Origin of the sequence: Aedoeadaptatus urinae (genome assembly GCF_900155585.1) — a bacterium.
GTDB classification, from domain to species: Bacteria; Bacillota; Clostridia; order Tissierellales; family Peptoniphilaceae; genus Aedoeadaptatus; species Aedoeadaptatus urinae.
Genome location: NZ_LT707416.1, coordinates 217,780 through 240,277 on the forward strand (window position 1 = coordinate 217,780; position 22,498 = coordinate 240,277).

At 50.8% G+C, this 22,498-nt stretch carries 24 protein-coding genes and 1 tRNA gene; 23 read left to right on the forward strand and 2 right to left on the reverse strand.

Annotated elements, in window-relative coordinates; translation table 11 throughout:
- The first annotated feature begins 14 nt into the window (after positions 1-14).
- The 23 genes from dnaN to BQ7397_RS01985 all read left to right on the forward strand — a co-directional run bounded on the left by dnaN (position 15) and on the right by BQ7397_RS01985 (position 21,112).
- Complete coding sequence (dnaN, locus tag BQ7397_RS01880) at positions 15-1,112, forward strand: DNA polymerase III subunit beta (protein WP_077074497.1); 1,098 nt, start codon at positions 15-17, stop codon at positions 1,110-1,112.
- Entirely contained in the window at positions 1,109-1,312 is a 204-nt protein-coding gene (locus BQ7397_RS01885) for an RNA-binding S4 domain-containing protein (protein ID WP_068456076.1), read from the forward strand. Before dnaN ends, BQ7397_RS01885 begins: the two co-directional genes overlap by 4 nt.
- A gap of 65 nt (positions 1,313-1,377) precedes the next feature.
- Positions 1,378-2,478 (forward strand): DNA replication/repair protein RecF, encoded by a 1,101-nt coding sequence (recF, locus tag BQ7397_RS01890; RefSeq protein WP_077074498.1) that lies wholly within the window; start codon positions 1,378-1,380, stop codon positions 2,476-2,478.
- On the forward strand, positions 2,472-4,391 hold the full coding sequence (gyrB, locus tag BQ7397_RS01895; protein ID WP_077074499.1) for a DNA topoisomerase (ATP-hydrolyzing) subunit B: 1,920 nt from the start codon (positions 2,472-2,474) through the stop codon (positions 4,389-4,391). Before recF ends, gyrB begins: the two co-directional genes overlap by 7 nt.
- 9 nt (positions 4,392-4,400) lie before the next feature.
- A complete protein-coding gene (gyrA, locus tag BQ7397_RS01900) occupies positions 4,401-6,827 on the forward strand; it encodes a DNA gyrase subunit A (protein WP_077074500.1) in 2,427 nt (808 codons plus the stop codon).
- A gap of 54 nt (positions 6,828-6,881) precedes the next feature.
- Complete coding sequence (locus BQ7397_RS01905; protein ID WP_077074501.1) at positions 6,882-7,196, forward strand: STAS domain-containing protein; 315 nt, start codon at positions 6,882-6,884, stop codon at positions 7,194-7,196.
- On the forward strand, positions 7,196-7,552 hold the full coding sequence (locus BQ7397_RS01910; RefSeq protein WP_077074502.1) for an ATP-binding protein: 357 nt from the start codon (positions 7,196-7,198) through the stop codon (positions 7,550-7,552). The genes BQ7397_RS01905 and BQ7397_RS01910 overlap by 1 nt, the downstream gene beginning before the upstream one ends.
- A 1-nt stretch (position 7,553) precedes the next feature.
- Complete coding sequence (locus BQ7397_RS01915) at positions 7,554-8,345, forward strand: SigB/SigF/SigG family RNA polymerase sigma factor (RefSeq protein WP_077074503.1); 792 nt, start codon at positions 7,554-7,556, stop codon at positions 8,343-8,345.
- The gene (locus BQ7397_RS01920; RefSeq protein WP_077074504.1) at positions 8,342-8,974 is read left to right on the forward strand and encodes a phosphate-starvation-inducible PsiE family protein; all 633 of its coding nucleotides are present in this window, start codon (positions 8,342-8,344) and stop codon (positions 8,972-8,974) included. The genes BQ7397_RS01915 and BQ7397_RS01920 overlap by 4 nt, the downstream gene beginning before the upstream one ends.
- Before the next feature lie 67 nt (positions 8,975-9,041).
- Positions 9,042-9,118: transfer RNA gene (locus tag BQ7397_RS01925), tRNA-Arg, on the forward strand.
- A gap of 173 nt (positions 9,119-9,291) precedes the next feature.
- Complete coding sequence (locus BQ7397_RS01930) at positions 9,292-9,762, forward strand: MarR family winged helix-turn-helix transcriptional regulator (RefSeq protein ID WP_077074505.1); 471 nt, start codon at positions 9,292-9,294, stop codon at positions 9,760-9,762.
- A gap of 47 nt (positions 9,763-9,809) precedes the next feature.
- Positions 9,810-9,968, forward strand: a complete 159-nt coding sequence (locus BQ7397_RS01935) for a hypothetical protein (protein WP_159435151.1) — start codon at positions 9,810-9,812, stop codon at positions 9,966-9,968.
- Positions 9,969-10,070: 102 nt separating this feature from the next.
- On the forward strand, positions 10,071-11,195 hold the full coding sequence (locus BQ7397_RS01940) for a TlpA family protein disulfide reductase (RefSeq protein WP_234970554.1): 1,125 nt from the start codon (positions 10,071-10,073) through the stop codon (positions 11,193-11,195).
- Position 11,196: 1 nt separating this feature from the next.
- Complete coding sequence (locus BQ7397_RS09230; RefSeq protein WP_200801190.1) at positions 11,197-11,346, forward strand: CD1871A family CXXC motif-containing protein; 150 nt, start codon at positions 11,197-11,199, stop codon at positions 11,344-11,346.
- A 13-nt stretch (positions 11,347-11,359) separates the two neighbouring features.
- The gene (locus BQ7397_RS01945; protein WP_077074507.1) at positions 11,360-12,232 is read left to right on the forward strand and encodes a 4Fe-4S binding protein; all 873 of its coding nucleotides are present in this window, start codon (positions 11,360-11,362) and stop codon (positions 12,230-12,232) included.
- A 69-nt stretch (positions 12,233-12,301) separates the two neighbouring features.
- Complete coding sequence (locus BQ7397_RS01950; protein ID WP_077074508.1) at positions 12,302-12,973, forward strand: response regulator transcription factor; 672 nt, start codon at positions 12,302-12,304, stop codon at positions 12,971-12,973.
- On the forward strand, positions 12,960-14,096 hold the full coding sequence (locus BQ7397_RS01955; RefSeq protein WP_077074509.1) for a sensor histidine kinase: 1,137 nt from the start codon (positions 12,960-12,962) through the stop codon (positions 14,094-14,096). Before BQ7397_RS01950 ends, BQ7397_RS01955 begins: the two co-directional genes overlap by 14 nt.
- Before the next feature lie 88 nt (positions 14,097-14,184).
- Positions 14,185-15,105: an arsenosugar biosynthesis radical SAM (seleno)protein ArsS gene (arsS, locus tag BQ7397_RS01960; protein WP_077074510.1), complete on the forward strand. Its 921-nt coding sequence runs from the start codon at positions 14,185-14,187 to the stop codon at positions 15,103-15,105.
- Between the two features lie 179 nt (positions 15,106-15,284).
- Positions 15,285-16,793: an amino acid adenylation domain-containing protein gene (locus BQ7397_RS01965; RefSeq protein ID WP_077074511.1), complete on the forward strand. Its 1,509-nt coding sequence runs from the start codon at positions 15,285-15,287 to the stop codon at positions 16,791-16,793.
- Complete coding sequence (locus tag BQ7397_RS01970; RefSeq protein WP_077074512.1) at positions 16,780-17,565, forward strand: GNAT family N-acetyltransferase; 786 nt, start codon at positions 16,780-16,782, stop codon at positions 17,563-17,565. Before BQ7397_RS01965 ends, BQ7397_RS01970 begins: the two co-directional genes overlap by 14 nt.
- A gap of 2 nt (positions 17,566-17,567) precedes the next feature.
- Positions 17,568-17,801 (forward strand): acyl carrier protein, encoded by a 234-nt coding sequence (locus BQ7397_RS01975; RefSeq protein ID WP_077074513.1) that lies wholly within the window; start codon positions 17,568-17,570, stop codon positions 17,799-17,801.
- On the forward strand, positions 17,798-19,267 hold the full coding sequence (locus BQ7397_RS01980) for an MBOAT family O-acyltransferase (protein ID WP_077074514.1): 1,470 nt from the start codon (positions 17,798-17,800) through the stop codon (positions 19,265-19,267). Before BQ7397_RS01975 ends, BQ7397_RS01980 begins: the two co-directional genes overlap by 4 nt.
- Before the next feature lie 12 nt (positions 19,268-19,279).
- Positions 19,280-21,112 (forward strand): polysaccharide deacetylase family protein, encoded by a 1,833-nt coding sequence (locus BQ7397_RS01985; RefSeq protein ID WP_077074515.1) that lies wholly within the window; start codon positions 19,280-19,282, stop codon positions 21,110-21,112.
- 51 nt (positions 21,113-21,163) lie between these two features.
- Here the strand turns inward: BQ7397_RS01985 and BQ7397_RS01990 are convergent, their stop codons facing one another.
- Together BQ7397_RS01990 and BQ7397_RS01995 are read right to left on the reverse strand one after the other, a co-directional pair.
- On the reverse strand, positions 21,164-21,694 hold the full coding sequence (locus BQ7397_RS01990; protein ID WP_077074516.1) for a DUF3783 domain-containing protein: 531 nt from the start codon (positions 21,692-21,694) through the stop codon (positions 21,164-21,166).
- 97 nt (positions 21,695-21,791) lie between these two features.
- Positions 21,792-22,439 (reverse strand): HAD family hydrolase, encoded by a 648-nt coding sequence (locus BQ7397_RS01995; RefSeq protein WP_077074517.1) that lies wholly within the window; start codon positions 22,437-22,439, stop codon positions 21,792-21,794.
- Between the last annotated feature and the right edge of the window lie 59 nt (positions 22,440-22,498).

Sequence of the window (22,498 nt, forward strand, 5' to 3'; positions counted from 1 at the left end):
GAGGAGGAGATAAGTTGAAATTTCAAATCGAAAAATCCGTCCTGTCCACCATAGTATCTACGGTCTCCCGTGCCATTTCGTCAAAGACGAATATGCAAATATTGGAAGGCATTTACATGGAAGCGATGGAAGGCCAATTAATTCTTCGAGCTACGGACACGGAAATTTCCATGGAATCCCGTCACACCTGCTTTGTTCAGGAACCGGGAAGCATCGTATTAAATGCCTCTTTATTCGGAGACATCGTGCGCAAATTGCCCAATGCCATGGTCCATATGGAAAGCGAGGGACAAAAGCTGTCCTTAGTTTGCGAGCAATCGGAATTTGAAATCATGGGACAAAACCCGGAGGAGTATCCCCAGCTTCCTGAGCTGGGCGGCGCGGAACAAATCGTCGTCACCGGAGAATCTCTTTTAAAGGCATTTAAGGAAACCCAGTTCGCCACGTCCAACGACGACATGCGCATGGTCCTTACCGGCGTCCTCTTGGATGTTAAAAAGGAAGACATTACCTTCGTCGCCTTAGACGGCTATCGTATGGCACTGAGCCGCATCGAAGGGGAACAAGCCCTGGAACGGGATTTAATCTTACCGGCGAGAAGCGTGTCGGAGATTTCAAAATTAATCGACGAGACCAAGACCTTGACCTTGGAAATCGGAAATAACCACGTTTTAATTCAATTCGACGAAACGAAATTCTTTACGAAGCTTTTAAACGGCGAATTTTTCCGCTACAACAGCTTGATTCGCAAGGAACACGACGTCACGGTGGTGGCCGACAGAAAGCAATTAATCGATTCCTTGGAGCGTGCCAGCTTAATGACAGGCAAGGAACGCAACGGCTTGGTGCGCTTGGAAATTAAAGACGATCAAATCGAAATCCTCTCCAATTCCGAAGTGGGCAAGGTTCACGAAACCATTCGGGCGCAAAAGACGGGCGCCGATTTAACCATCGCCTTTAACGCCCGCTATTTGCTGGAAGGCATACGGGTCATGGATACGGAAGAAATCTCCATGGGCTTTACCGACGCGGTAAACCCCTGCATTATTACGCCTTTAAACGGCAACGACATGCTCTACTTAGTATTACCTGTACGGTTGGCCAATCTATGAAAATAAGTACCGATTTTATTAAACTGGACAGCTTTTTAAAATACGTGCAGTGGGTGGATTCCGGCGGCATGGCCAAGGCCGTGGTTTCGGACGGCTTGGTCTATGTTAACGGCGAAATGGAGCTGCGAAGGGGAAGAAAGCTTTACCCCGGCGACGTCGTCGAATTTATGGGCGAAAAAGACAGTATCGAAAGGGAATAATTCACCCTTTGTATGAATAGAACATTTGTACTATACTAAAGGTGGTTAAATGGCGGGAGGGCGACGTGTTTGTCAAACAATTGAACATAGTCTCTTTTCGCAATCACGAGCGCCTGTCTATGGATCTGGAGCCGAAAATGTACAATATCGTCGGTCCCAACGGCACGGGAAAGACGAATTTTTTAGAGGCGATCTACCTGTCCTTGACGGGAAGAAGCTTTAAGACCGCTTCCTTAAAGGAAGTGATCACCTTCGGCGAAGAGAGCGCTTTTGTTTCGGCCACCGCCGTGTTGGATGATTTTTCCCACGATATGGAAATCACCGTAAAAAAAGACAAGCGGCGCTTTATGCGGGATCACAATCCGGTGAAAAACACCTCGGCCTACGGTCGTGGCATGGGCGTGGTGCTTTTTGAGCCCAAGCATTTACAAATGGTTCAGGGCTCGCCTTCTCAGCGACGCGGATTTATCGACGACATGCTCCGCATGATCAATCCTCTCTATGAGGAGGCCTACAGCGGCTATTACCACATACTCTATCAGCGGAATGTGACCCTGAGAAAATTCAGGGACACGAATTTATTGGATGTTTACGACCGAAGCCTAGCCACCTATGCGGCGGTTCTGTTAAAAGAGCGATTAAAATTTTTAAAGCGCATGACCGCCTCCGTCGCCGACTATTACGAAGCCATCGCCGGGGAAAAGGAGCGATTGGAAATTCGCTATAAGGCCTCTTTTCCCGTGGCATTGGACGAAAATTTGGACCGGGCCTTTTACGAAAGCTTAAGGCACCGAAGGCGGGAAGACAAAGAGCGGGGACGCACGGGCATCGGCCCTCATTTAGACGATTTGTCCTTTTTACTAAATGGTGAGGAAGCGAAAAAATTCGCCTCCACCGGACAAATACGAAGCATCGTCCTGGCCATGAAATGTATGGAAATCGATCGGGTGGCGGAGCATATCGGCTCCTCTCCCGTGGTTTTGTTGGACGATGTCTTGTCGGAGCTTGACGATAAACGGCGGCGCATGCTGCTGGATATAATTCACGGCCAGTGCTTTATTACGGCGGCGGAGCCTATCGGCGCATTGGAAGGCGTTTCGGAGGCCATTGATTTCATGGATATAAAAAGAAGTGCAGAAGCCCTGCGCAAGGAGGATTTATGGTAAAGGAAAATGAATACAATGCCGGCAATATACAGGTCTTAACGGGGCTTGAGCCGGTAAGAAAACGGCCGGGGATGTATATCGGCTCTACGGGTCCCAAGGGCCTGCACCACTTGGTATACGAGGTGGTAGACAATTCCATCGACGAAATTTTAGCCGGCCGTTGCGATCAGGTCCTTGTGGAGTTGAACGAAGACGGCTCCGTTTCCGTGCGCGACAACGGCAGCGGCATTCCCGTGGACATTCATCCCCAAACGAAAAAATCCACGGTGGAAACCGTCCTTACCATTCTCCACGCCGGAGGTAAATTCGACAGCAACGCCTACAAGGTTTCCGGCGGCCTTCACGGCGTCGGCGTATCCGTGGTCAACGCCCTGTCTAAAAAACTCATCGCCAATGTGCGCCGAGGGGGCAAAGAATACGAACAGATTTTTTCCAGAGGCAAAGCCCAAACGGAGCTGACCGTCGTCGGCGAAGGGATAAAGGAAACGGGAACCACCATTACTTTTTGGCCCGACGAAGAAATTTTCAAGGAAACCGTGGAATTCAGCCGCGAGGTTCTGGCCCGTCGCTTCCGTGAAATGGCCTTTTTAAACAAGGGCGCCTATATCGAATTTGTGGACCATCGAGACGGCGACAAATTTAAGGAAATTTACCACTACGTCGGCGGCATTCAAAGCTATGTGGAATACATTAACCGAAACAAAAAACCCATTCACGATAAAATTCTCTACTTGGACGAAACGGATTCAGACACCAATGTGGAAATTTCGATTCAGTACACGGACAGCTATCGGGAGACGGTTTTGTCCTTCGCCAACAATATCAATACGGAGGAAGGGGGCAGCCACCTTTCCGGCTTCAGAAGCGCCCTGACGAAAAGCATTAACGAATACGGCAGAAAGTACAATTACATTAAGGAAAAGGAAGAAAATCTTTCCGGCGACGACGTGCGTGAAGGCATCAGCGCCGTCATCAGCGTCAAAATTCCCGATCCTCAGTTCGAAGGCCAAACCAAGGCCAAGCTGGGCAATTCCGAAACGAAGACCATTGTGGAAAGGGTGTTGAACAACTACTTAACCGCCTTTTTGGAAGAGAATCCCAAGATCGGAAAGATCATTTTAACCAAAGCCCTATCCGCCCGCCGCGCCAGAGAGGCGGCGAGAAAAGCGCGGGATTTAACGCGGAAGCGCTCCATTTTAGATAATACGCCCCTCCCCGGCAAGCTGGTGGACTGCCAGTTAAACGACAACGAAAAGACCGAGATCTTCCTGGTGGAAGGGGACTCCGCCGGCGGCAGCGCCAAGGGCGGACGGGACAGCAGCTATCAAGCGATTTTGCCCCTTCGCGGCAAGATCATGAATGTGGAAAAAGCGCGGATGGACAAGATTTTAAATTCCAACGAAATTCGCGCCATGATCACCGCCTTCGGCACGGGGATCGACAAGGAATTCGACATCGAAAAGCTGCGCTACGGAAAAATTATTATCATGACCGATGCGGACGTAGACGGCGCCCACATTCAAACCCTGCTTTTAACCTTCCTTTTCCGTCATTTGTCGGAGCTTATCGAAGCGGGGCGGGTCTTTGTGGCGAAACCGCCCCTCTACGGCATTAAGCGGGGCACGAAGGTGCTGGAATATTGCTACAGCGACGAGGAGCTTCAAGGTTCCTTGAACCGACTGGGTCGGGACAAAAATTTAAAGGTCAGCCGCTACAAAGGTCTCGGTGAAATGAATGCCGAAGAATTGTGGGAAACCACCATGAATCCCGAGCACCGGGTGCTTCTCCGCGTGGAAGTGGACGACGCGCAAATGGCCGATGAAGTCTTTTCCATGCTCATGGGCCAGGAAGTGGGACCGAGACGGGAATTTATCGAAGAAAACGCAATTTACGTCGAAAACATAGACGCTTAGGAGGATACAGTGGCAAAATTTGCAAACGAAAGCGGCATTCAAGACGTCGTCTTAGAAAAAGCCATGAAAAAGGCTTATTTGGAATATTCCATGAGCGTCATCGTCGCCCGGGCCCTGCCCGACGTGCGCGACGGCTTAAAACCCGTGCATCGCCGTATTCTCTACGGCATGCAACAGCAGGGTCTGACGCCGGATAAGCCTCACAGAAAAAGCGCCCGCCTCGTCGGGGATGTCATGGGTAAGTATCACCCCCACGGCGACTCGTCAATTTACGACGCCGTGGTGCGCCTGGCACAGGACTTTAACATTCGCTACCCCTTAGCCGACGGTCAGGGGAATTTCGGTTCCATGGACGGGGACAGCCCGGCGGCCATGCGTTATACGGAAGTGCGCATGTCGAAGCTCGCCATGGAAATGCTGAGAGACATTAACAAGGAAACCGTGGACTTCGTTCCCAATTTCGACGAGGAATTACTTGAGCCTTCCGTGCTTCCCTCTCGCTTCCCCAATCTCCTGGTTAACGGCTCCGCCGGTATCGCCGTCGGGATGGCCACCAATATGGCCCCTCACAATATGAACGAGGTCATCGACGGGGTCATCGCCTATATGGACGACGAAAGCATTTCACTGGAAGAGATGATGACCCACATCAAAGGCCCGGATTTTCCCACCGGCGCCTTTATTATGGGAAGAGACGGCATCAAGGAAGCCTATAAAACCGGCCGCGGCAAGGTGCGTGTACGGGCGCGGGCGGAAATCGAGCCCTTAAAGAGCAAGCACCAAATCGTGATCACGGAATTTCCCTATCAGGTCAACAAGGCGAGAGTCATCGAAAAAATCGCGGAGCTGGTTAAGGACAAAAAGCTCGACGGCATTTCCGACATTCGCGACGAATCCAATCGCCGCGGCGTGCGCATGGTGGTGGAGCTGAAGCGGGATGCCAATCCCAACGTGGTTTTAAACCGCCTGTATAAGGAAACGCAGCTGCAGATCACCTTCGGCATCATCAACCTCGCCCTGGTGGACGGCGTGCCCAGAGAATTAAATCTTCTCGAGCTTATTCACTACTACGTCAAGCATCAGCGCGATGTGGTCACCCGCCGCACCACCTTCGACTTAAATAAAGCCAAGGCGCGGGTTCACATTATCGAAGGCCTGAGGCTTGCCATCGACAATATCGACGAAATCATTGAAATCGTCAAAAGCTACCGCACCGACGAAGAGATCAAGGCTAAATTTACCGAGCGCTTCGGTCTCACCGACGTACAGGGCCAGGCTATTTTAGATATGCGCATCAAGCGCTTAAGCGGTCTGCAGGTGGAAAAGCTGGAAGAAGAGTATCGTGAGCTTTTGGCATTGATCGTGCAATTGGAGCTGATTCTTTCCGATCCCAAGGTCTTAGATAAAACCATTCAAGGCGAGCTTTTGGAAATCAAGGAAAAATACGGCGACCTGCGCCGTACGGTGATTACGAAATCCGACGGCGATATGGAAGACGAAGATTTAATCGACGAGGAGGAAGTGGTCGTGACCCTGACCAATTCCGGCTACATTAAGCGCATGCCTGAAGGCACCTACAAGCCGCAAAACCGCGGCGGCCAGGGCATCAGCGCCTTAAATAAAAAAGCCGACGACTTCGTCACCAGCTTATTTATTACATCCACCCTGGACACGATTTTATTTTTCACCGATTGCGGCCAGGTCTATAAGAAACAGGCCTACGAAATTCCCGCCGCCGGCAGAAACGCCAAGGGCACGGCCATCGTGAATCTCCTTCAATTAGAAGAAGGGGAGCGGATTCAAACCATTATTCCCATTGCCGATGTGGCAGACGACGATAATTTATTCCTCGTCACCCGTCGAGGCTATATTAAAAAGACGAAAATGGGCGAATACAAAAATATTCGTAAAAACGGCTTAATCGCCATGGGCTTGAGAGACGGCGACACGGTGATCGGCGGCATTCAATGCGGCGACGACGAAGATTTAATTTTCGTCACGAAAAAAGGCATGTCCCTGCGCTTAAAAGGCAAGGACTTGCGGGAACAAGGCCGCACCGCCATGGGTGTCATCGGCATTCGTCTGGATGAAGACGACGAAGTGGTCAGCTTTGTCAAGGCCGAAGAGGGCAAGACCCTGGCCGTCATCAGTGAATACGGCTACGGCAAGCGCACGGCACTGGACGAATACAACGTGCAAAACCGCGGCGGCAAGGGCCTGATCACCTATCGAATCAAGGAAAAGACCGGTCAATTGGTCTCCGCCAAGGTATTGGACGATTCGGATCAGCTCATGATGATCTCGGAGGACGGCGTCATCATCCGCCTGAAGGCGGAATCCATTTCCCTGTTGGGACGGGCTACATCCGGCGTGAAACTGATGAATATTAAGGACAGCCACATCGTCGCCGTGGCCGAATACGTGGGAGAAGAATAATCGGTTGCTCTCCCTCGGGGGAGCATATATACTGAAAGGACAAAGGAGGGCGGAATGTTTACACTGAATATTAAAGATGAAGGCGATCAACTGCGTCTCAGTCCCTGCGGCGAAATGGACATGTACTATACGGCGCAGTTTAAAGAAGAAGCCATTAGCGCCTACGACGCCCATAAAAAAGATATACTCATCGACTGCAAGGATTTAAATTACGTGGATTCCACGGGACTCGGCGGCTTTATTTTCCTGCTCAACCACATGAAGGAAGAGGGACATAAGGTGCGCATGGAGCATTTGGATCCCAATGTAAAAAAGCTCTTTACCATTACGAAGCTGGACCAGCTTTTTCAAATTGAAGGAGACGCCTAATGGGTGAGAGAGTTTATTTGACCATACCGGCCAAGCCCCGCTACCTTTCCCTGGCCCGCTTAAATGTTTCGGGCATTTGCATGGAAGAGGACGTGGACCTGGACACCTTGGGCGATCTTCGCCTGCTTCTGACGGAAAGCTGCAATCTTTCCTTTGCCATCGGCATGAGTGACACTATCGACATCGTCATGGAGCCGGAGGAAGGGGCCATTCGCTTTAAGGTTTCCGGCATTACCGAGGAAAAGGTCGCAGCCGACGAGCACCTGGCCATTACCGCCATGATTATCGAATCCCTGGCCGATGAATTTTCCTATGACGACGGGCAACTGGTCGTCTATAAAACCTTCGGAGCATAGTATGGACAAAGAAGCCTATTACAGCATGGACCGGCCCCTATCGAAAGCAAAGCGCAAAGAATTATTTGCCAAATATGCGGAAACCGGCGACAAGATGCTTCGGGATATTTTAATCGAGGAGCATCTTTACATCGCGGAGATTTTAGCGAAAAAATATACGGGCAAGGGCATCGACTACGACGATATTTTTCAGGTCGCATCCATGGGCCTGATTTTTGCCGTGGAGCGCTACGATCCGTCTAAGGGCTTTGAATTTTCTTCCTTTGCCACGCCCACCATTATCGGGGAAATAAAAAAGTATTTCCGAGACAAGGGCTGGACCATTCGCGTGCCCCGCAGGGTGCAGGAGCTGTCGAAAAAAATCAACGATGCCAAGCTGACCCTGGCGCAGAAAAATCAAAAGACCCCCACCATTACCGACATCGCCGAATACCTGGACATTACCACGGCGGAGGTGTTGGAAGTGATGGAAGCCTCGAAGGTCTATTCGCCGGAAAGTTTGGACATGAACTTCGACACGGGCAGCGAGGATCGCGATCTGTCCCGAGGCGATAAAATCGGCGTGGAAGAGGAATACTTCCAAAAGGTCGAAATGAACGATTTTATTCAGCGAGCCATGGAAAAGTTTAACGATGTGGAAAAAACCATTTTAATCGATCGGTACCAATATCGAAAAACGCAGGTTTCCATCGCCGAAAAGCTGGGCATTTCACAAATGACCGTGAGTCGAATCGAAAAAAAGCTCTTGGAAAAAATGCGTAAGGAAATAGAAAGGTCAGGCGAGTTAGGATGAACCGGAAAAGAAACATTCAAATGCTTCAGCGGCTGCTTTATGCCTTCGAATTTGCCATGGCCGTCATTATTTTTGTCGGGATCATCGTTTCCCTTCCCGATCTGTTTAAGTACATGTTTGAGATTGTCAACAGCGCCCAAGCTCACAGCTACAAACTCTTCCAATCCTTTTTGGCTCACGTGCTCCTAATGGTCATCGGCTTGGAGTTTGTTGCCATGCTAATCAATCACGAAGAATATCAGGTCATCTACATTATGATCATGGTGGTGGCCAGAAAGATGCTGATTTACGGCGACAATACCCGGGATTTATTTATCGGCGTCCTGGCCATTGCCGTATTATTTGTCGTGCGCAAATACTTTACCATTCATAAAATCCTCGCCAATGCCGGCGTCGCCATTTTCGATGCGAACACGAGAATGGAAAGCGTGAACGAGCACCTGGTCCGGGACATTGAAAGTCGGGAGGATATTCTGGGCGTCTACGTTCAAAAAATGTTCGACGAACAGAATAAAATCATCGAAGCCGGCGCCGTGGTAGAGGACGAACGCTACATTTACCAGGTGGAAGAAATGGACGGCGAGGAAATCGCGTTAATCGCCTTGGAAGATAAATTCAAAGGAATGTAAAAAATTTTCCTCTTCAAAACAATAAAGAATTGCAATTAAATTTTCAGATGAGTATACTATTTTTTATGGAGCTGTAGCTCAGTTGGATAGAGCAGTGCCCTCCTAAGGCACGTGCCGGGGGTTCGATTCCTCTCAGCTCCGCCATAATTTTATGTGGCAAATTTGTCTTCAGTTGAGAACAATACCGAAGAGGCATTGTTCATTTAAGTTAAATGGGATTTGACGGGATGCGACGAATCGTGAAAAATTTCGACGGTACGAATCCTTTTGAATCATAAAAGAAGTGAGGTATCCAGATGGACAACAAGGAACGTTCAATGCAAGATGTGATGAATTCGATTTATTTGAAATACAAATTAAATTTCTACAAGAACCTTTATCGGAACAATCGTCAGCCCGATTCTTTAACGGTTATGGAAAAATTTTGTGCCGAAGCCATTTACGCCTTGCAAGGTCCCACCATTAACGAGCTGGCCAATTTTATTCGCGTAAGCCAACCCAATGCCGCCTACAAGGTGAATAATCTGGTGGAAAAGGGCCACGTGGAAAAAGTCCGCAGTCAAAAAGACCGCCGCCAGGTCCATCTGTTTGTTACGGATAAATTTAAAAAATACTACCAAGTCAATTACGATTTCGTCGAAGACGTTCAAAAATGCTTGGAAGACAAGGTGCCCGAAGAAAAAATGCAGGTCTTTAAGGAAGTGCTGGAGGTATTGGACGACGGCATTGTGGAAGCGGTGACGGAAGAAATAGACGAAGCCTACAGCAGTGACCACACCAAGCTTTAGTCATGGACTTAAAATCGTTGCGCCGATTTCGGCGATTGGAAAAGGATATGCTCCGCACCGAAAAGGCCTATGTCCACGATCTGATGGAGGTTATGGATTTTAAAGGTGAAGCCGATATGGCCGCCATGGAAGAAAAGCAAAAGGGCTTTGAAGATGCCATTAAAGAGTTTAAAGTCGCTCTGTACGGCGATGAAAACAAGGGATGAAAGGCTCCGGGGGATAGCCCTCGGAGCTTTTTTAATGTCTTAACGCCGTCTTAACGGTCTCTCCGTTACAATAGCCTTAACATAAAAAAAAGGAGTGTTGACATGAACAAGAAGATGAAAAAGATATTAGCCGCCGGTCTAATTGCAAGTCTGAGTATCGGACTCATGGCCTGCGAGAAGAAAGACAACCGCCGGGAGGACCATCCGGAGGAAGTGGAAAGCGTGGAAGCTTCCAAAGCCGGCATGAGCAACGAAATGATCAAGCCCGCCGACTACGCCTGGCAGGTAAAGGATACTTACGAATTCCCCTACATGGGTGCAAAAATCACCTTGCCCAAAACCCTGCAGGACATGATGACGAAAAAAGACGTGATCATGCTGGACGATCAGTCCTTAGGCGACAAAAACGAAATCAAGTACGCCATGCTCACCTTCTCCGCCTTAACGGAAGAGGATAAGAACAAGGAAATTCCCAAAATGGGCGACGAATACCCGAAGTGGCTGGAAGCCATTAAGCGGGCGGGCACCCTGGGTATCTACGAAAAATCCATGGACGAAGCCGCCATTAGCAAGGTAACGAAATGCGACACCCACACCAAGCTCGGCGAAAGCCAAGACGGCAAGTATAATTACTACCTGTCTACGGCTGGCGATGTGGATGCGTCTATTTTGGAAGCATTAAAGGGCGTAAAGCTTGAAACCATGGAACGCGCGCCTATGGCTGAAAACGGCTACGTCTTCCAAGAAAAGGAAATGGAGCAGACCTCCGATGCAAAAACCGTCGCCCCCTTGAAGACCCAAGACATCGACGGCAAGGCCTTTACCGATGCGGATTTCGCGAAAAACAAATTGACCATGGTCAATGTCTTCGCCACCTGGTGTACGGCTTGTATTCAGGAAATTCCCGATCTGGAAAAGTTAAATAAAGAAATGAAAGACAAAGGCGTCGGCGTCGTCGGCGTGGTCATGGACACCCACGAGGACGGAAAAGACATTCCCGATGCTCTGGACAAGGCCAAGGCCATTCAAAGCAAGTTAAAGACCACCTACCCCTTCTTAAAACCCGACGACAAATTAATGAACGGCCGCCTTGGGGGCATTCAAGCCCTGCCGGAAACCTTCTTCGTCGACAGCAAGGGCAATATCGTCGGCGAAACCTACTCCGGCGCCAAGAGCCTGGAGGAATGGAAGGCCGTGGTGGAAAAAGAACTGAAGAACGTGAAGTAAGATGACGAAAGAAAAATGTCGCGCCTATTTAGGTCCCGCCATCCTCCTCGCCTCCGTGGCCATGATGGCCTTCGGCATTCACCGGGGAGAGATGCAAGTAGTCCTTGAGAAGGCCGTAAGAATTTGCATGGAGTGTATCGGCATTGGCTAGTAAAAAGAAGTCTATGAAAGAAACGAAGCGCCACCTGTTTCAAAGCCTGTGGTTTCTCGCCACCAATTCCTATTTTGAAGGCTTTAAAACGGGAAAAATCTATGAAGGCAAGATGAAAAACCTCTGCGTGCCGGGAATGAATTGCTACTCCTGTCCCGGCGCCAAGGGGGCCTGCCCCATCGGGGCCTTGCAGGCCGTTATGGGAAATATGAATTACAAATTCGCCTTTTACGTGGTGGGTTTTCTCTTCTTCATCGGCGCCCTTATGGGCCGCTTCGTCTGCGGATGGCTCTGCCCCTTCGGTTTGGTGCAGGACCTTCTTCATAAAATCCCCTTTCCGAAAAAAATCAAAACCTTTAAAGCCGACAAGTATTTGAGAAAAGCAAAATACGCTATCCTGCTGATCTTCGTCCTGATCCTTCCCCTTTTTCTCGTGGACGTCTTAGGTCAGGGCTCCCCCTATTTCTGCAAACTCATCTGTCCCGTGGGCATGCTGGAAGGCGGCCTGCCCCTGGTTTGGAAAAACGAAAGCATGAGAGGCGCCGTGGGCTTTTTGTACGCGTGGAAAGGATCTATCCTCGCCGTGACGATTATCCTGAGCCTGATGATCTATCGCCCCTTCTGCAAATACATTTGTCCCCTGGGGGCGGTGTACTCCCTCTTCAATCCCATTTCCGTTTTTAAATACCGACTGGATAAAGAAGCCTGCGTTCACTGCGGCGCCTGTGCGAGGGCCTGCAAGATGAATGTGGATCCCGTGGAAAACGAAAACGCCGCCGAGTGCATTCGCTGCGGTCAATGCGAAAAGGCCTGCCCCACCGGCGCCATTTCGAAAGGCATCTGTGCCATGGAAAAAAAAGATATGAAAGAACTACCTGAAAACTAAAAGATTCGAAAACGCAAGGAGGCCCGGCCTGTTTGCGTTTTTGCTATAATGAGAAAAAAGGAGGGAAGTATGCGACTTTTAATCGTGGAAGACGAAAAGGATTTGTTGGAGAGCATCGCCGAAGGGCTGCGCCTCTCGGGCTACGCCGTGGATACGGCAGCGGACGGGGCGGAGGCGGAGGATCTCTTTTGGAGCGAAACCTACGACCTCATCGTTTTGGATATCAATCTTCCGAAAATCGACGGCTTCACCCTGCTGGAGGAAATTCGCGAGGAAGACAAGCAGGTCAATGTCATTATGCTGACCGCTCGCACCCAAGTGGCGGATCGGGTCAAGGGGCTGGATCTCGGCGCCAACGACTACTTAATCAAGCCCTTCCACTTCGACGAGCTGGAAGCGCGGATCCGCTCCCTGCTCCGCAGAAAGCAGGTAGTGGAAGACAAGATCATTCACTACAAAAGTCTGTCCTTCGACACGGCAACGAAGAGCCTCACCGCCGGCGGCGAGGTCATTAAGCTCACGGCGAAGGAGCGGGGCATTTTCGAATACCTGATCTTAAATCAGGGCCGCTACGTTTCCGCCGAGGAGCTCATGGAACATGTGTGGGACATGAACGTCAGCGACGTGTCCAATGCCGTGCGGGTGCACATGTCCGCCCTTCGGCGAAAGATTAAAGAAGCCACCGGAGAAAACATCATTCGAAACGAAATCGGAAGGGGTTATATGATTGACAGGGAATAAAAGAACGGATCGCTCCATTATTTTTAAACTGACGGCGGCGAGCCTCGCCGTCTTTATGATCATGCTGATCCTCTCCAATTTTCTCATTACCCGGCGGCAGGCGGACATCGCCTCAAACCTCACGGCTCAAGTGGAAAGTCGCATGAAGGGAAAATCCGCTGCCGACGAATCGGTTATGGTATTTATCGACGAGGACGAGATTCGCCATTTGGCGGATTTCAAGCTCTACGCCCTGGGGGTCTTTCTCGCCACCGGGCTCTTAGGCGGCGGAATCTTTATCCTGCTCATTCGCCGCACCCTCAGCCCCTTGGAGGCCCTTACGAAAAAAGTGGCGGCCACGGACATGGACGCCATGGCGCAAAAAGACAGCCTGGTTTTAGAAAAGGGCGCCTACGAAATCGTCGCCCTGTCCGAAGCCTTTCAAAAGACCCTGGATAAAATTTACGACAATTACGAAAAAGAGCGGCTCTTTTCCGTGAACGTAGCCCACGAGCTGCGCACGCCATTGGCGGTGCTCAGGACCAAGGTGGACGTGTTCAAGAAGAAGAGAGAGACCATGGATCCGGAGCTCGCCGCCTTTGTTCAGAGCATGGAAAAAAATATCCGCCGCCTCTCCGATTTAGTGGAAGAGATTTTGTTCTTAGGTCGCGACGCCGCTCCCGTCCTTCGTCCCGTAAACGTGAAGGAATTGGCCCGGGAGCTGGTGCTGGATCTGGAAGAAAAGGCCGCGGGAAAAAACGTGGCCCTCGCCGTGGAAGGGGAGGATGTGATCCTTCAAACCGACGACGCCCTTTTGGAGCGGGCCTTGTATAATCTCTTGGACAACGCCGTGAAATACAATAAGCCCGGTGGAAAGGTGGTCATTTCTTTCGCAGAAGACAAAGAGAAGGCCATCGTCTCCGTCGCCGACACGGGCATGGGCATGAATGAGGAAGACAAGGCCAAGGCCTTCGACCTCTTTTACCGCGCCGATCCGTCGAGAAATCACGACGGCTACGGCGTGGGCCTCGCTTTGGTAAAGGAAATCGCCCGCCGCCTGGAGGGAAGAATCGACATTCGAGACAACGAGCCTACGGGGACGATTTTCGACTTCACCCTTCCGAAAAAAGAGGAACGGCCATAGAAAAACAAAATACTGGATTTTTCACATAGATTCGATCCTATGCTATGATAGTTAGGAGAATATAGAAAAATCAGAAAGGAAGATCATTATGGCATTTATCGACCGCGTACCGGAAGAATTTCGCACCACCGGTCCCGTCGGCGTCCTGCAATTAAATATTACGGGCAAATGCAATTTGCGATGCGCTCACTGCCACGTCATGAAAAATTCCGAATTCGACGAAATGTCGAAGGAAACCATGGACAAATGCATGGAGGCATTGAAGAAGCACCGCTTCCATACGGTGGACATTACCGGCGGCGAGCCGACGACCCATCCCCTCCTCATTCCTTTTATCCGCGAGGTGAGCGAGTATACCGACGACATTATCCTTCGGACCAATGCCGTGGCCATCGACAAAAATCCCGAGCTTATGGAGCTCTTGGATGAAAAGAATATCCACGTCGTCGTGTCCCTGCCCTGTTACACGGAAGAAAACGTGGACTCCCAACGAGGCGAAGGCACCTTTAAGCACGTGATCCCCAATTTGCGGAAGCTCAACGCCATGGGCTACGGCAGCAAGAAGGACCTGTCCCTGGTGAACAATCCCCTGGGCGCCTATTTGCCCGGCCCTCAAGAGGGCTTAGAGGCCGATTACCGCAAGTATTTGGAAGAAGAGGGCGTGGAATTTTCCGAGCTCTTCACCATTACCAATATGCCCATGGGCTATTTCGGCGACAAGCTGCGGGAGGAAGGCATTGAAGAGGAGTACATGAAGCTCTTGGAGGACAATTTCAATCCCGACACCGTGGAAAACCTCATGTGCCGCTTCCAAATTTCCGTGGACCCCAAGGGCCGCATCTACGACTGCGATTTCCATCAAGCGGAAAGAATCCCCGCCGCCACCTATAAGACCATCGACGAGGTGATCGAAGCCGACGAGCTGTCCCGCCCCATCGTGTGGAAGGAATACTGCTACGGCTGCACGGCCGGAGCCGGAAGCAGCTGCGGCGGCGCATTGGCGGAATAAGAAAGTGACGAGAGCGACCCCATAAAATCGGATTTAATCGAGTGAGCATTTCGCTTGCTCGATTTTTTTTACATACTATTCCTTCGCGGCATTGCCTCGGGAGCAGGCCGATAATTCCGTTGTTGCGAGAAATCTATGCTATAATAAATCCGTAAAAAGTATGAAAAGGGGGAAGACTTTTGCTTAACAGCTTAGCGAACTATCTGGAAGAGAGTGCCCGTCGCTTTCCGGACAAATTGGCTTTGTCCGACGAAAAACTGGAACTGACCTTTCGACAAATGCGAGAAGCCGCTCAAAAAGTCGCCTCGTATATATGCAGGGAATATGGCGCAAAAAATCGCCCCGTGGCCGTGGAGGTGGATCGGGCGAGCCAATCCGTCGTCCTTTTTCTGGGCGTCCTCTACAGCGGAAATTTCTATGTACCCATGGACAAGCGCATGCCGAAGGAGCGCATGGCGCAAATTTTAGACGACGTGGATCCCCTTCTCTGTCTGGGCATCAAAGAAAAAAATATCTTCAACGACTTTGCTTATCCGGCGAAGAGCTACGACGCCCTTATGGAAGAAGAAATCGACGAGAGCGGGGTTGAAAGGGCCGTAAAGGGAACCATCGACATGGATCCCGCCTACATGATCTACACCTCCGGCTCCACCGGCCGCCCGAAAGGCGTCGTCATCAGCCATCGCATGGTCATGGATTTTGCGGATTTTCTTTCCTGCACCTTCTCCATTACCGGGGAAGACATTATCGCCAATCAGGCGCCCTTCTACTTCGATTGCTCGGTAAAGGGGATTTACCAAATGCTCAGAAACGGCGCTACTTTATATATTTTGCGGCCGTCTTATTTTATGTTCCCTATTAAGGCCGTGGAATTTTTTAACGAAAAAAAAGTCACCACCCTTCTTTGGGCCACATCGGGGCTCAATATTATTTCCGGCTCCGGGGCATTGAGCAAGATCAAGCCGACGACTTTAAAGCGGGTCTTCTTTTCCGGCGAAACCCTTTACGGAAAAAATTACCTGCCCTGGAAAGAAGCCTGCGCACCGGATGCCCGCTTCATCAATCTTTACGGCCCCACGGAAGTGACGGTGGACTGCTGCTACTACGAAATCCATCGCGAATTCAGCGCCGAAGAGGTGATTCCCATCGGCGGTGCCTGCCCGAATATGGAGGTTTTTCTCCTGGACGAGAAAGACGAGCCCGTCGCCGGGGAGGGACTCGGGGAAATTTGCGCCCGAGGAACGGGAATTGCCTACGGCTATTACAAGGATCCCGAGAAGACGGAAGCCGTCTTCGTTCAAAATCCCCGCCACGGAAATTACCGGGACATTATCTACCGAACCGGTGACCTGGCTCGCACCAACGAGCACGGGGAATTGATCTTCGTCTCCAGAAAGGATCAACAGATCAAGCATCAGGGCAATCGCATCGAGCTGGGAGAGTTGGAAGCGGCGGCCAATAAAATCGAGAGCGTGAGAGAATCCGTGGCCTTTTACGATTACGAGGCCAGGAGCATTATTCTCGCCTACAGCGGCGAGGAAGATGGCGCCCTTTCCCATAAGCTGAAGGAGCAAGTGCCGAAATACATGTTGCCGGCCGAGATTTTATTTTATGAGAAATTCCCTTATAATAGAAACGGTAAAATCGACCGCACGAGGATAAAGGCGGATTACGATGAAAAAAATTGAAACGATCGCGGAATTTAACGAGATCTTCAGGGCCAATTTGTCGAAAAAGGGCTTTTCCAATCTGGAGGGCCTGCTTTTCGATGCCGAAGGGCTGATCCGTCAGGGGACGCTTTTCTACGAGCCCGTGGACGGAGGCGTCTTCTTTTTTCAAGACGAGGGGGCTTATTTTCAAACCTACCACGCCTTGAAGGGCGACGTGACTTCCGCCATCTGCCCCCGTCGGGAGAAGCCCTGTATCTTGGATTTTATTTTTAAACCGGGGAAGGAAGGGGCCTTTCCCGCCCTTTTGGAAGAGGGCGGCTGGCGCCCCTATATGAAGAGGCGCTCCGCTACCATGGACGTGGGCGAGGCGGCGAGGGCCGGGGTCCTCGCCCGGGAAGAGGATGCGGAGAAAATTACGGAGCTTCAGTGGAACCACATCGACCCCTACACCGGCCACTGTCTGCCCGTAGATGAGATGGCGGAGGAAATAAAAAACGAACGCGTCTTTGCATCTTATGACGGCGCACGGCTCCGCGGCTATCTCAGGTATTCGAGCCGCTCTCGCCACTTGATTTTGGAAAACATCGTCGTCTCCCCGGGCGCCAGAGGCGAGGGCGTGGGAAGAGAATTGGTCGAGATGCTTATGGCTGTGGCGAAAGAGAAGGGTTTTTCCGCCATACGCCTGTGGGTTCGGGAAGACAACGAGGCGGCCATTCGCCTCTACGGCGGCTTTCCCTTCCGCTTCGGCGACTATGAATGTGTGAATTATATTTTAGAGGAAATGAGGTAAGGATGGATACGAGAGAAAGGGTCATTGCCCTGATTCGTGAGATCAACGAGGACTTTGATCCGGAAGAAAATGTGGATTTAATCGAAGAGGAAATTTTAGATTCCTTCGACATGATTTCGTTTATTATCGAAGTGAAAGAGGAATTCGGCGTGACGATCGGAGTCGATGACATTGTTCCCGAAAACTTTGCCACCGTCGATCAAATCGCGGATCTTATCGAGCAACTGGACGAATGATTTTATTTAAAGGCACATACATCGCCTTCGTAATTTGTGTAATACTTGCCTATTACACAATTTTTCGGCGTGCTCAATGGACGCTTCTTCTGGCGGCGTCCCTTTTCTTTTACGTCTATTTTACGAAATCCTATTTTATTTTCTTCTCCATCATCAATATCTACCTGTTCTCCCTCCTGGTCCATAGAATCGAGAACAAGGGCTTGAAAAAGGCGGCGGTAACGGCCTGCCTCCTCTTTAACTTTTCCTTTTTATTTCTCATCAAGTACACGCCCCTTCTTTCCAATCGCTTTAATCTTTTGATTCCCCTGGGCATTTCCTTTTACATGTTCCAGTCCATATCCTACATTATGGACCTCTATTGGGGCAGGGTGGAAATCGAAAGGAACCCCTTTAAGCTGGCTCTGTTTATTTCCTACTTTCCCCAAGTCATTCAAGGGCCCATCGGCCGCTTCGACGCACTTATGCCTCAGCTCTTGGAAAACAAGGCCTATGATTCGGACAATCTGCGCTACGGCTTCGAAACCATTTGTTGGGGCGCCTTTAAAAAGATTTTTATCGCCGACCACCTGGGCCTTCTGGTCAATACGGTCTTCGACTCCTACGGCTCCTATCCCGGCCTCTTTGTATTTCTGACGGTCTTTGCCTACAGCATACAGATCTACGCGGACTTTTCCGGCGGCATCGACATTATTCGAGGGATTTCCCAAATCCTGGGCATCGACATGGCCGTGAACTTTCGCCGCCCCTTCTTTTCCCGCTCCCTGGCCGACTTTTGGCGTCGCTGGCATATTTCCCTGGGTACGTGGATGAAAGATTACGTCTTTTATCCCCTGAACCTGTCACGGCCCCTGGTCTTCGTCAACAAGAAGGCGAAGAAACACTTCGGACGGAAGCGGGGCAAATTAATTTCCATTTGCCTCTCCACCTATATCCTCTATTTCATCGTGGGGATATGGCACGGCGCCGGCACGAATTACGTCCTTTACGGCCTGTGGAACGGCACGATTATTTCCTTCAGCCTGTATTTGGAAGGGACCTACAAGAAAACCCTGGCGAAGCTGGGCATCGACCCCAAGGCCCGGGTCTACACCCTCTTTCAAATTATTCGCACCAATCTTCTCGTGACCTTGGGCAGATACTTTTCCAGAGCATCGGGGGCTCTCGTGGCCCTGAAGATGTGGGCCCACACCTTTAAAAATTTCCATTTGGGCTCCGCGCCCCTGTATTTGCTCCACGAAATGGGCTACACGAATAACGAGCTGATCGTGCTTTTTATCAGCATCTTCTTGGTCTTTCTCGTGGACCTGGCCTTCGAGGGGGGCGTCAATCTATACAAGAGCTTCGACGAAGCGTCCACGCCGGTGCAACTCGGCGTCATCGGCGCCTTTGCCCTCGCCTTCGTCGTCTTCGTCGTCTATGCCGGGGGCTATGTGCCCACGGAATTTATCTATCGCCAGTACTAGAAAGGAACGGATATGACCACGAAAAAATTTTTTATAATGATCGTCTCCGTCCTCGTCCTCATCTTTGCCGCCATCGGCGCGGGCAATTACTTTATCAATCCCTTCGGCCTGTTTAACGAGTCTCTCATGGATTGGGATTCCTATAATTTCACGCAAAATCCCCGGACGGCGAAAATTCATTACATCGACAAGAATCACGATAAGTACAATGCCTACATCGTCGGCTCCTCCGGCTGCGGCAGCCTCGATCCCAAACAGCTGAGCAGCTACACGGGAAAGAGCTACTACAACAGCTTTTATTACGGCTCCGACCTTTTGGACTCCTATGAAACCGTGGATTACCTGATTCGAAATTACACCGTGGACGAAATTATGCTGGGCATTAATTACAACACGGCGATCAATTTCGACATCGGGGAAGACCAGCTGAATCTGCGCATGCCGGCCAAGCTTTCCGGGAAAAGTCTCTTGGCCTTTTACAAAGACTATCTTTTCGCCGATCCGCGGTATTTCGTAAACAAGCTGAGGGACAAGAGGAAAGACACCTTCTTCACTCAAGACTTCGACGTCTTTCTCCCCGAAACCGGCAGCTACGACAAGCGGCTCAGGGACACGGAAGGCATCGGCGATTTAAACGCCTATGTGGAGAAAGAGGACTATCGGGTTTTTCAGGACTACCCTCGGGAAGTGAAGCCCTTTGCAAAAATGAAGGAATTTAAAGAGACCATGGCGGCCATTAAAAAGCTTTGCGACGAGAACCATGTGAAGCTCACCGTGGTGGTGATCCCCATTTACAAGGACGACTTCCCCAACTATCCCGCGAAGGATTTGGATCTTTTCTACAGAAGTTTGGCCGAGATCACGCCCTTCTGGGATTTTTCCAAATCGTCGATTTCCGCCGATCCCCGCTATTTTTACGACGCCACCCACTTCAGAAACAGCGTGGGCCGCATGATTCTGGATCGAATCTACGACAAGGGCGACGACTATATTCCGGAGGATTTCGGTCACTACGTGGATCGCAAGGGCGTCGAGGATTTTTTAGCCTCCTTCCGGCAATACGAGGTGGTTCGCAATGAAGCGAACTATACTAAAAAGCTTCCCGTCCTCATGCTCCACCACATCGGCGAAGGTGATTATGCCATTTCCGAGGACAAGCTGAAGGCCTATCTGACGGCGATTCGTGGGGCGGGCTACCATACGGTGGGCTTGCAGGACCTGTATAACTACGTCTACAAGGGCGTGGATTTAGGGGACAATCCCATTCTCATCACCTTCGACGACGGCTATTTAAGCAATTACGACAAGGCCTTTCCCCTTTTGAAGGAAATGAATATGAAGGCGGTCATATACTGCGTCGGCTCTACCTTCGGATCCTCCACCTATAAGGACACGGGCGAGCCGATTATTCCCCATTTCGGCGAAAAAGAAGCGCGGGAGATGCAGGATTCCGGCCTCATCGACATACAAAGCCACAGCTTTGATATGCATCAATCGGAAGAATTGGAAACAAAGAAGCCGGTGCGCATAGACATGGGGCAATTTCCCCACGAAACGGAAGAGGAGTATATGAAGGCCTTCGGCGACGATTTCAAGAAAGAGGATTTGCTGATCCGCGCAGTGACGGGGCAGCCCATCCGCGCCGTCGCCTATCCCCGCGGCACCTATTCCGATATGACTCAGGGCCTGTTGGGCCTATACGGCGTCTGCGCCACCTTTACCTCGGATACCGGGGTCAACACCCTGATCAAAGGGCTGCCCCAATCCCTTTACGGGCTGAAGCGCATCGAGGTGGAGGCCAATTTGACGCCGGAGGAACTTTTGCAAAAGATTCGCGGCGAATAAGCTGAAGAAGAGCATAAAAAGACGAGCCCCGATTCGGGACTCGTTTTTGTTTTATAAGCTTTCCTCCAGGCGACGTATGGCTTCCTTCACATCGGCCTCTTCCATGGCCTCGCCCTTCAGGCGAAGGTCCTTCGCAAAAGCCAATGCCTCGGCGCGGGCGTCGGTGGGATCGGTCTTTTGCTTTTCCATGGATTCCTTGGCCACGGCGAGCATTTTCGACCAGGCCTGCACGATGGCATTTTCCCGGCGAATGTGCTTAATAAGCCGGGCAAAGGTCCAGTCTTTGTTGGTGTCCGTCAGGGCCGCCTTGTGAGGGAACACTTCCCCCATGTCCCGAAGGGCCATAAGAATCTTTTGCAGCTCGTGGGAGTGCAGATCCACAAAGACCAACAGCTCTTCATCAGGCGCATCCTCCGCGCCGCCGAGCTTTTCGTAGCCTTCCAGGCCCGCAAAATAGCCCACGTATTCGCCGACCTCATCCCGTGCCACTTCCCGCAAGGCGATGTCCTGTGCCCTTGCCGCTTCAATCAAACGAGCTTTTCGCTCCTCGCCCTTAATGCCGTAGTATATAATCAGACTCATGCCCTCATCCTTTCCGAATTTACCATCGCGCAATCGATGGTGCCCGTCCTATCGCGCGCTGCGATGTTCGGATGATAGATACCCGGGGAAAAAGTATTTAATCGTTTAAGGAAGCGTGTGTGATTTCGTGCCAGTCGAGATGCAAATAGCCCTCGGCATCGGTCTTGCTGTTGATCAAATAGCGGGTCTTGACCAGCTCCATCATGGGGCGGTCGGCGGAAAGGGAATCGCTGTAGGCGACGCTGTTTTCGTAGTCGATCTCCATGCCCTTTTCCGTCAGGTGTCCGAGAATGTTGTCCACCTTTTTTCCGCGCTTGTTGTTGTCCCCCGTCATGCGGTACTCGTCGTCGGTCTTCGTGCCGATAATGTGATCGAAGGGGAGCACGTCCCCCACGTACTTCAGGTAATCCTCCACGGAGGCGGAGACCAAAAGCAGGTAGTAGCCCGCGGCCTTCAGGGCGTAAATTTCATCCACCGCCTCTTTAAAGGTGCGTGCCATGACATCCTCGTAGACGAAGGCCTTGATTTCGTCCTCCGTATAGTAGCGGAGCATGGAGAGAAAGCTGTCCTTGACGTTTTTCTTCACGCCCTTCGGCGATTTAAACAGACTGCCGAGAAGCAGGGTTCGGTAAAGTTTCGAGCGAAAGCCCGGGATTTTTCTCGCCGTTACGTCGTATAATATAAGGATGGAGTCCGTGGATATGACGGTGCGGTCGAAATCGAAGAGGGCGATTTTTTGTTTCATATTGTCTCCTTTTCATAGGCGATTTACGCCGACGGTGGTTTTTTGATATATTAGGGTGG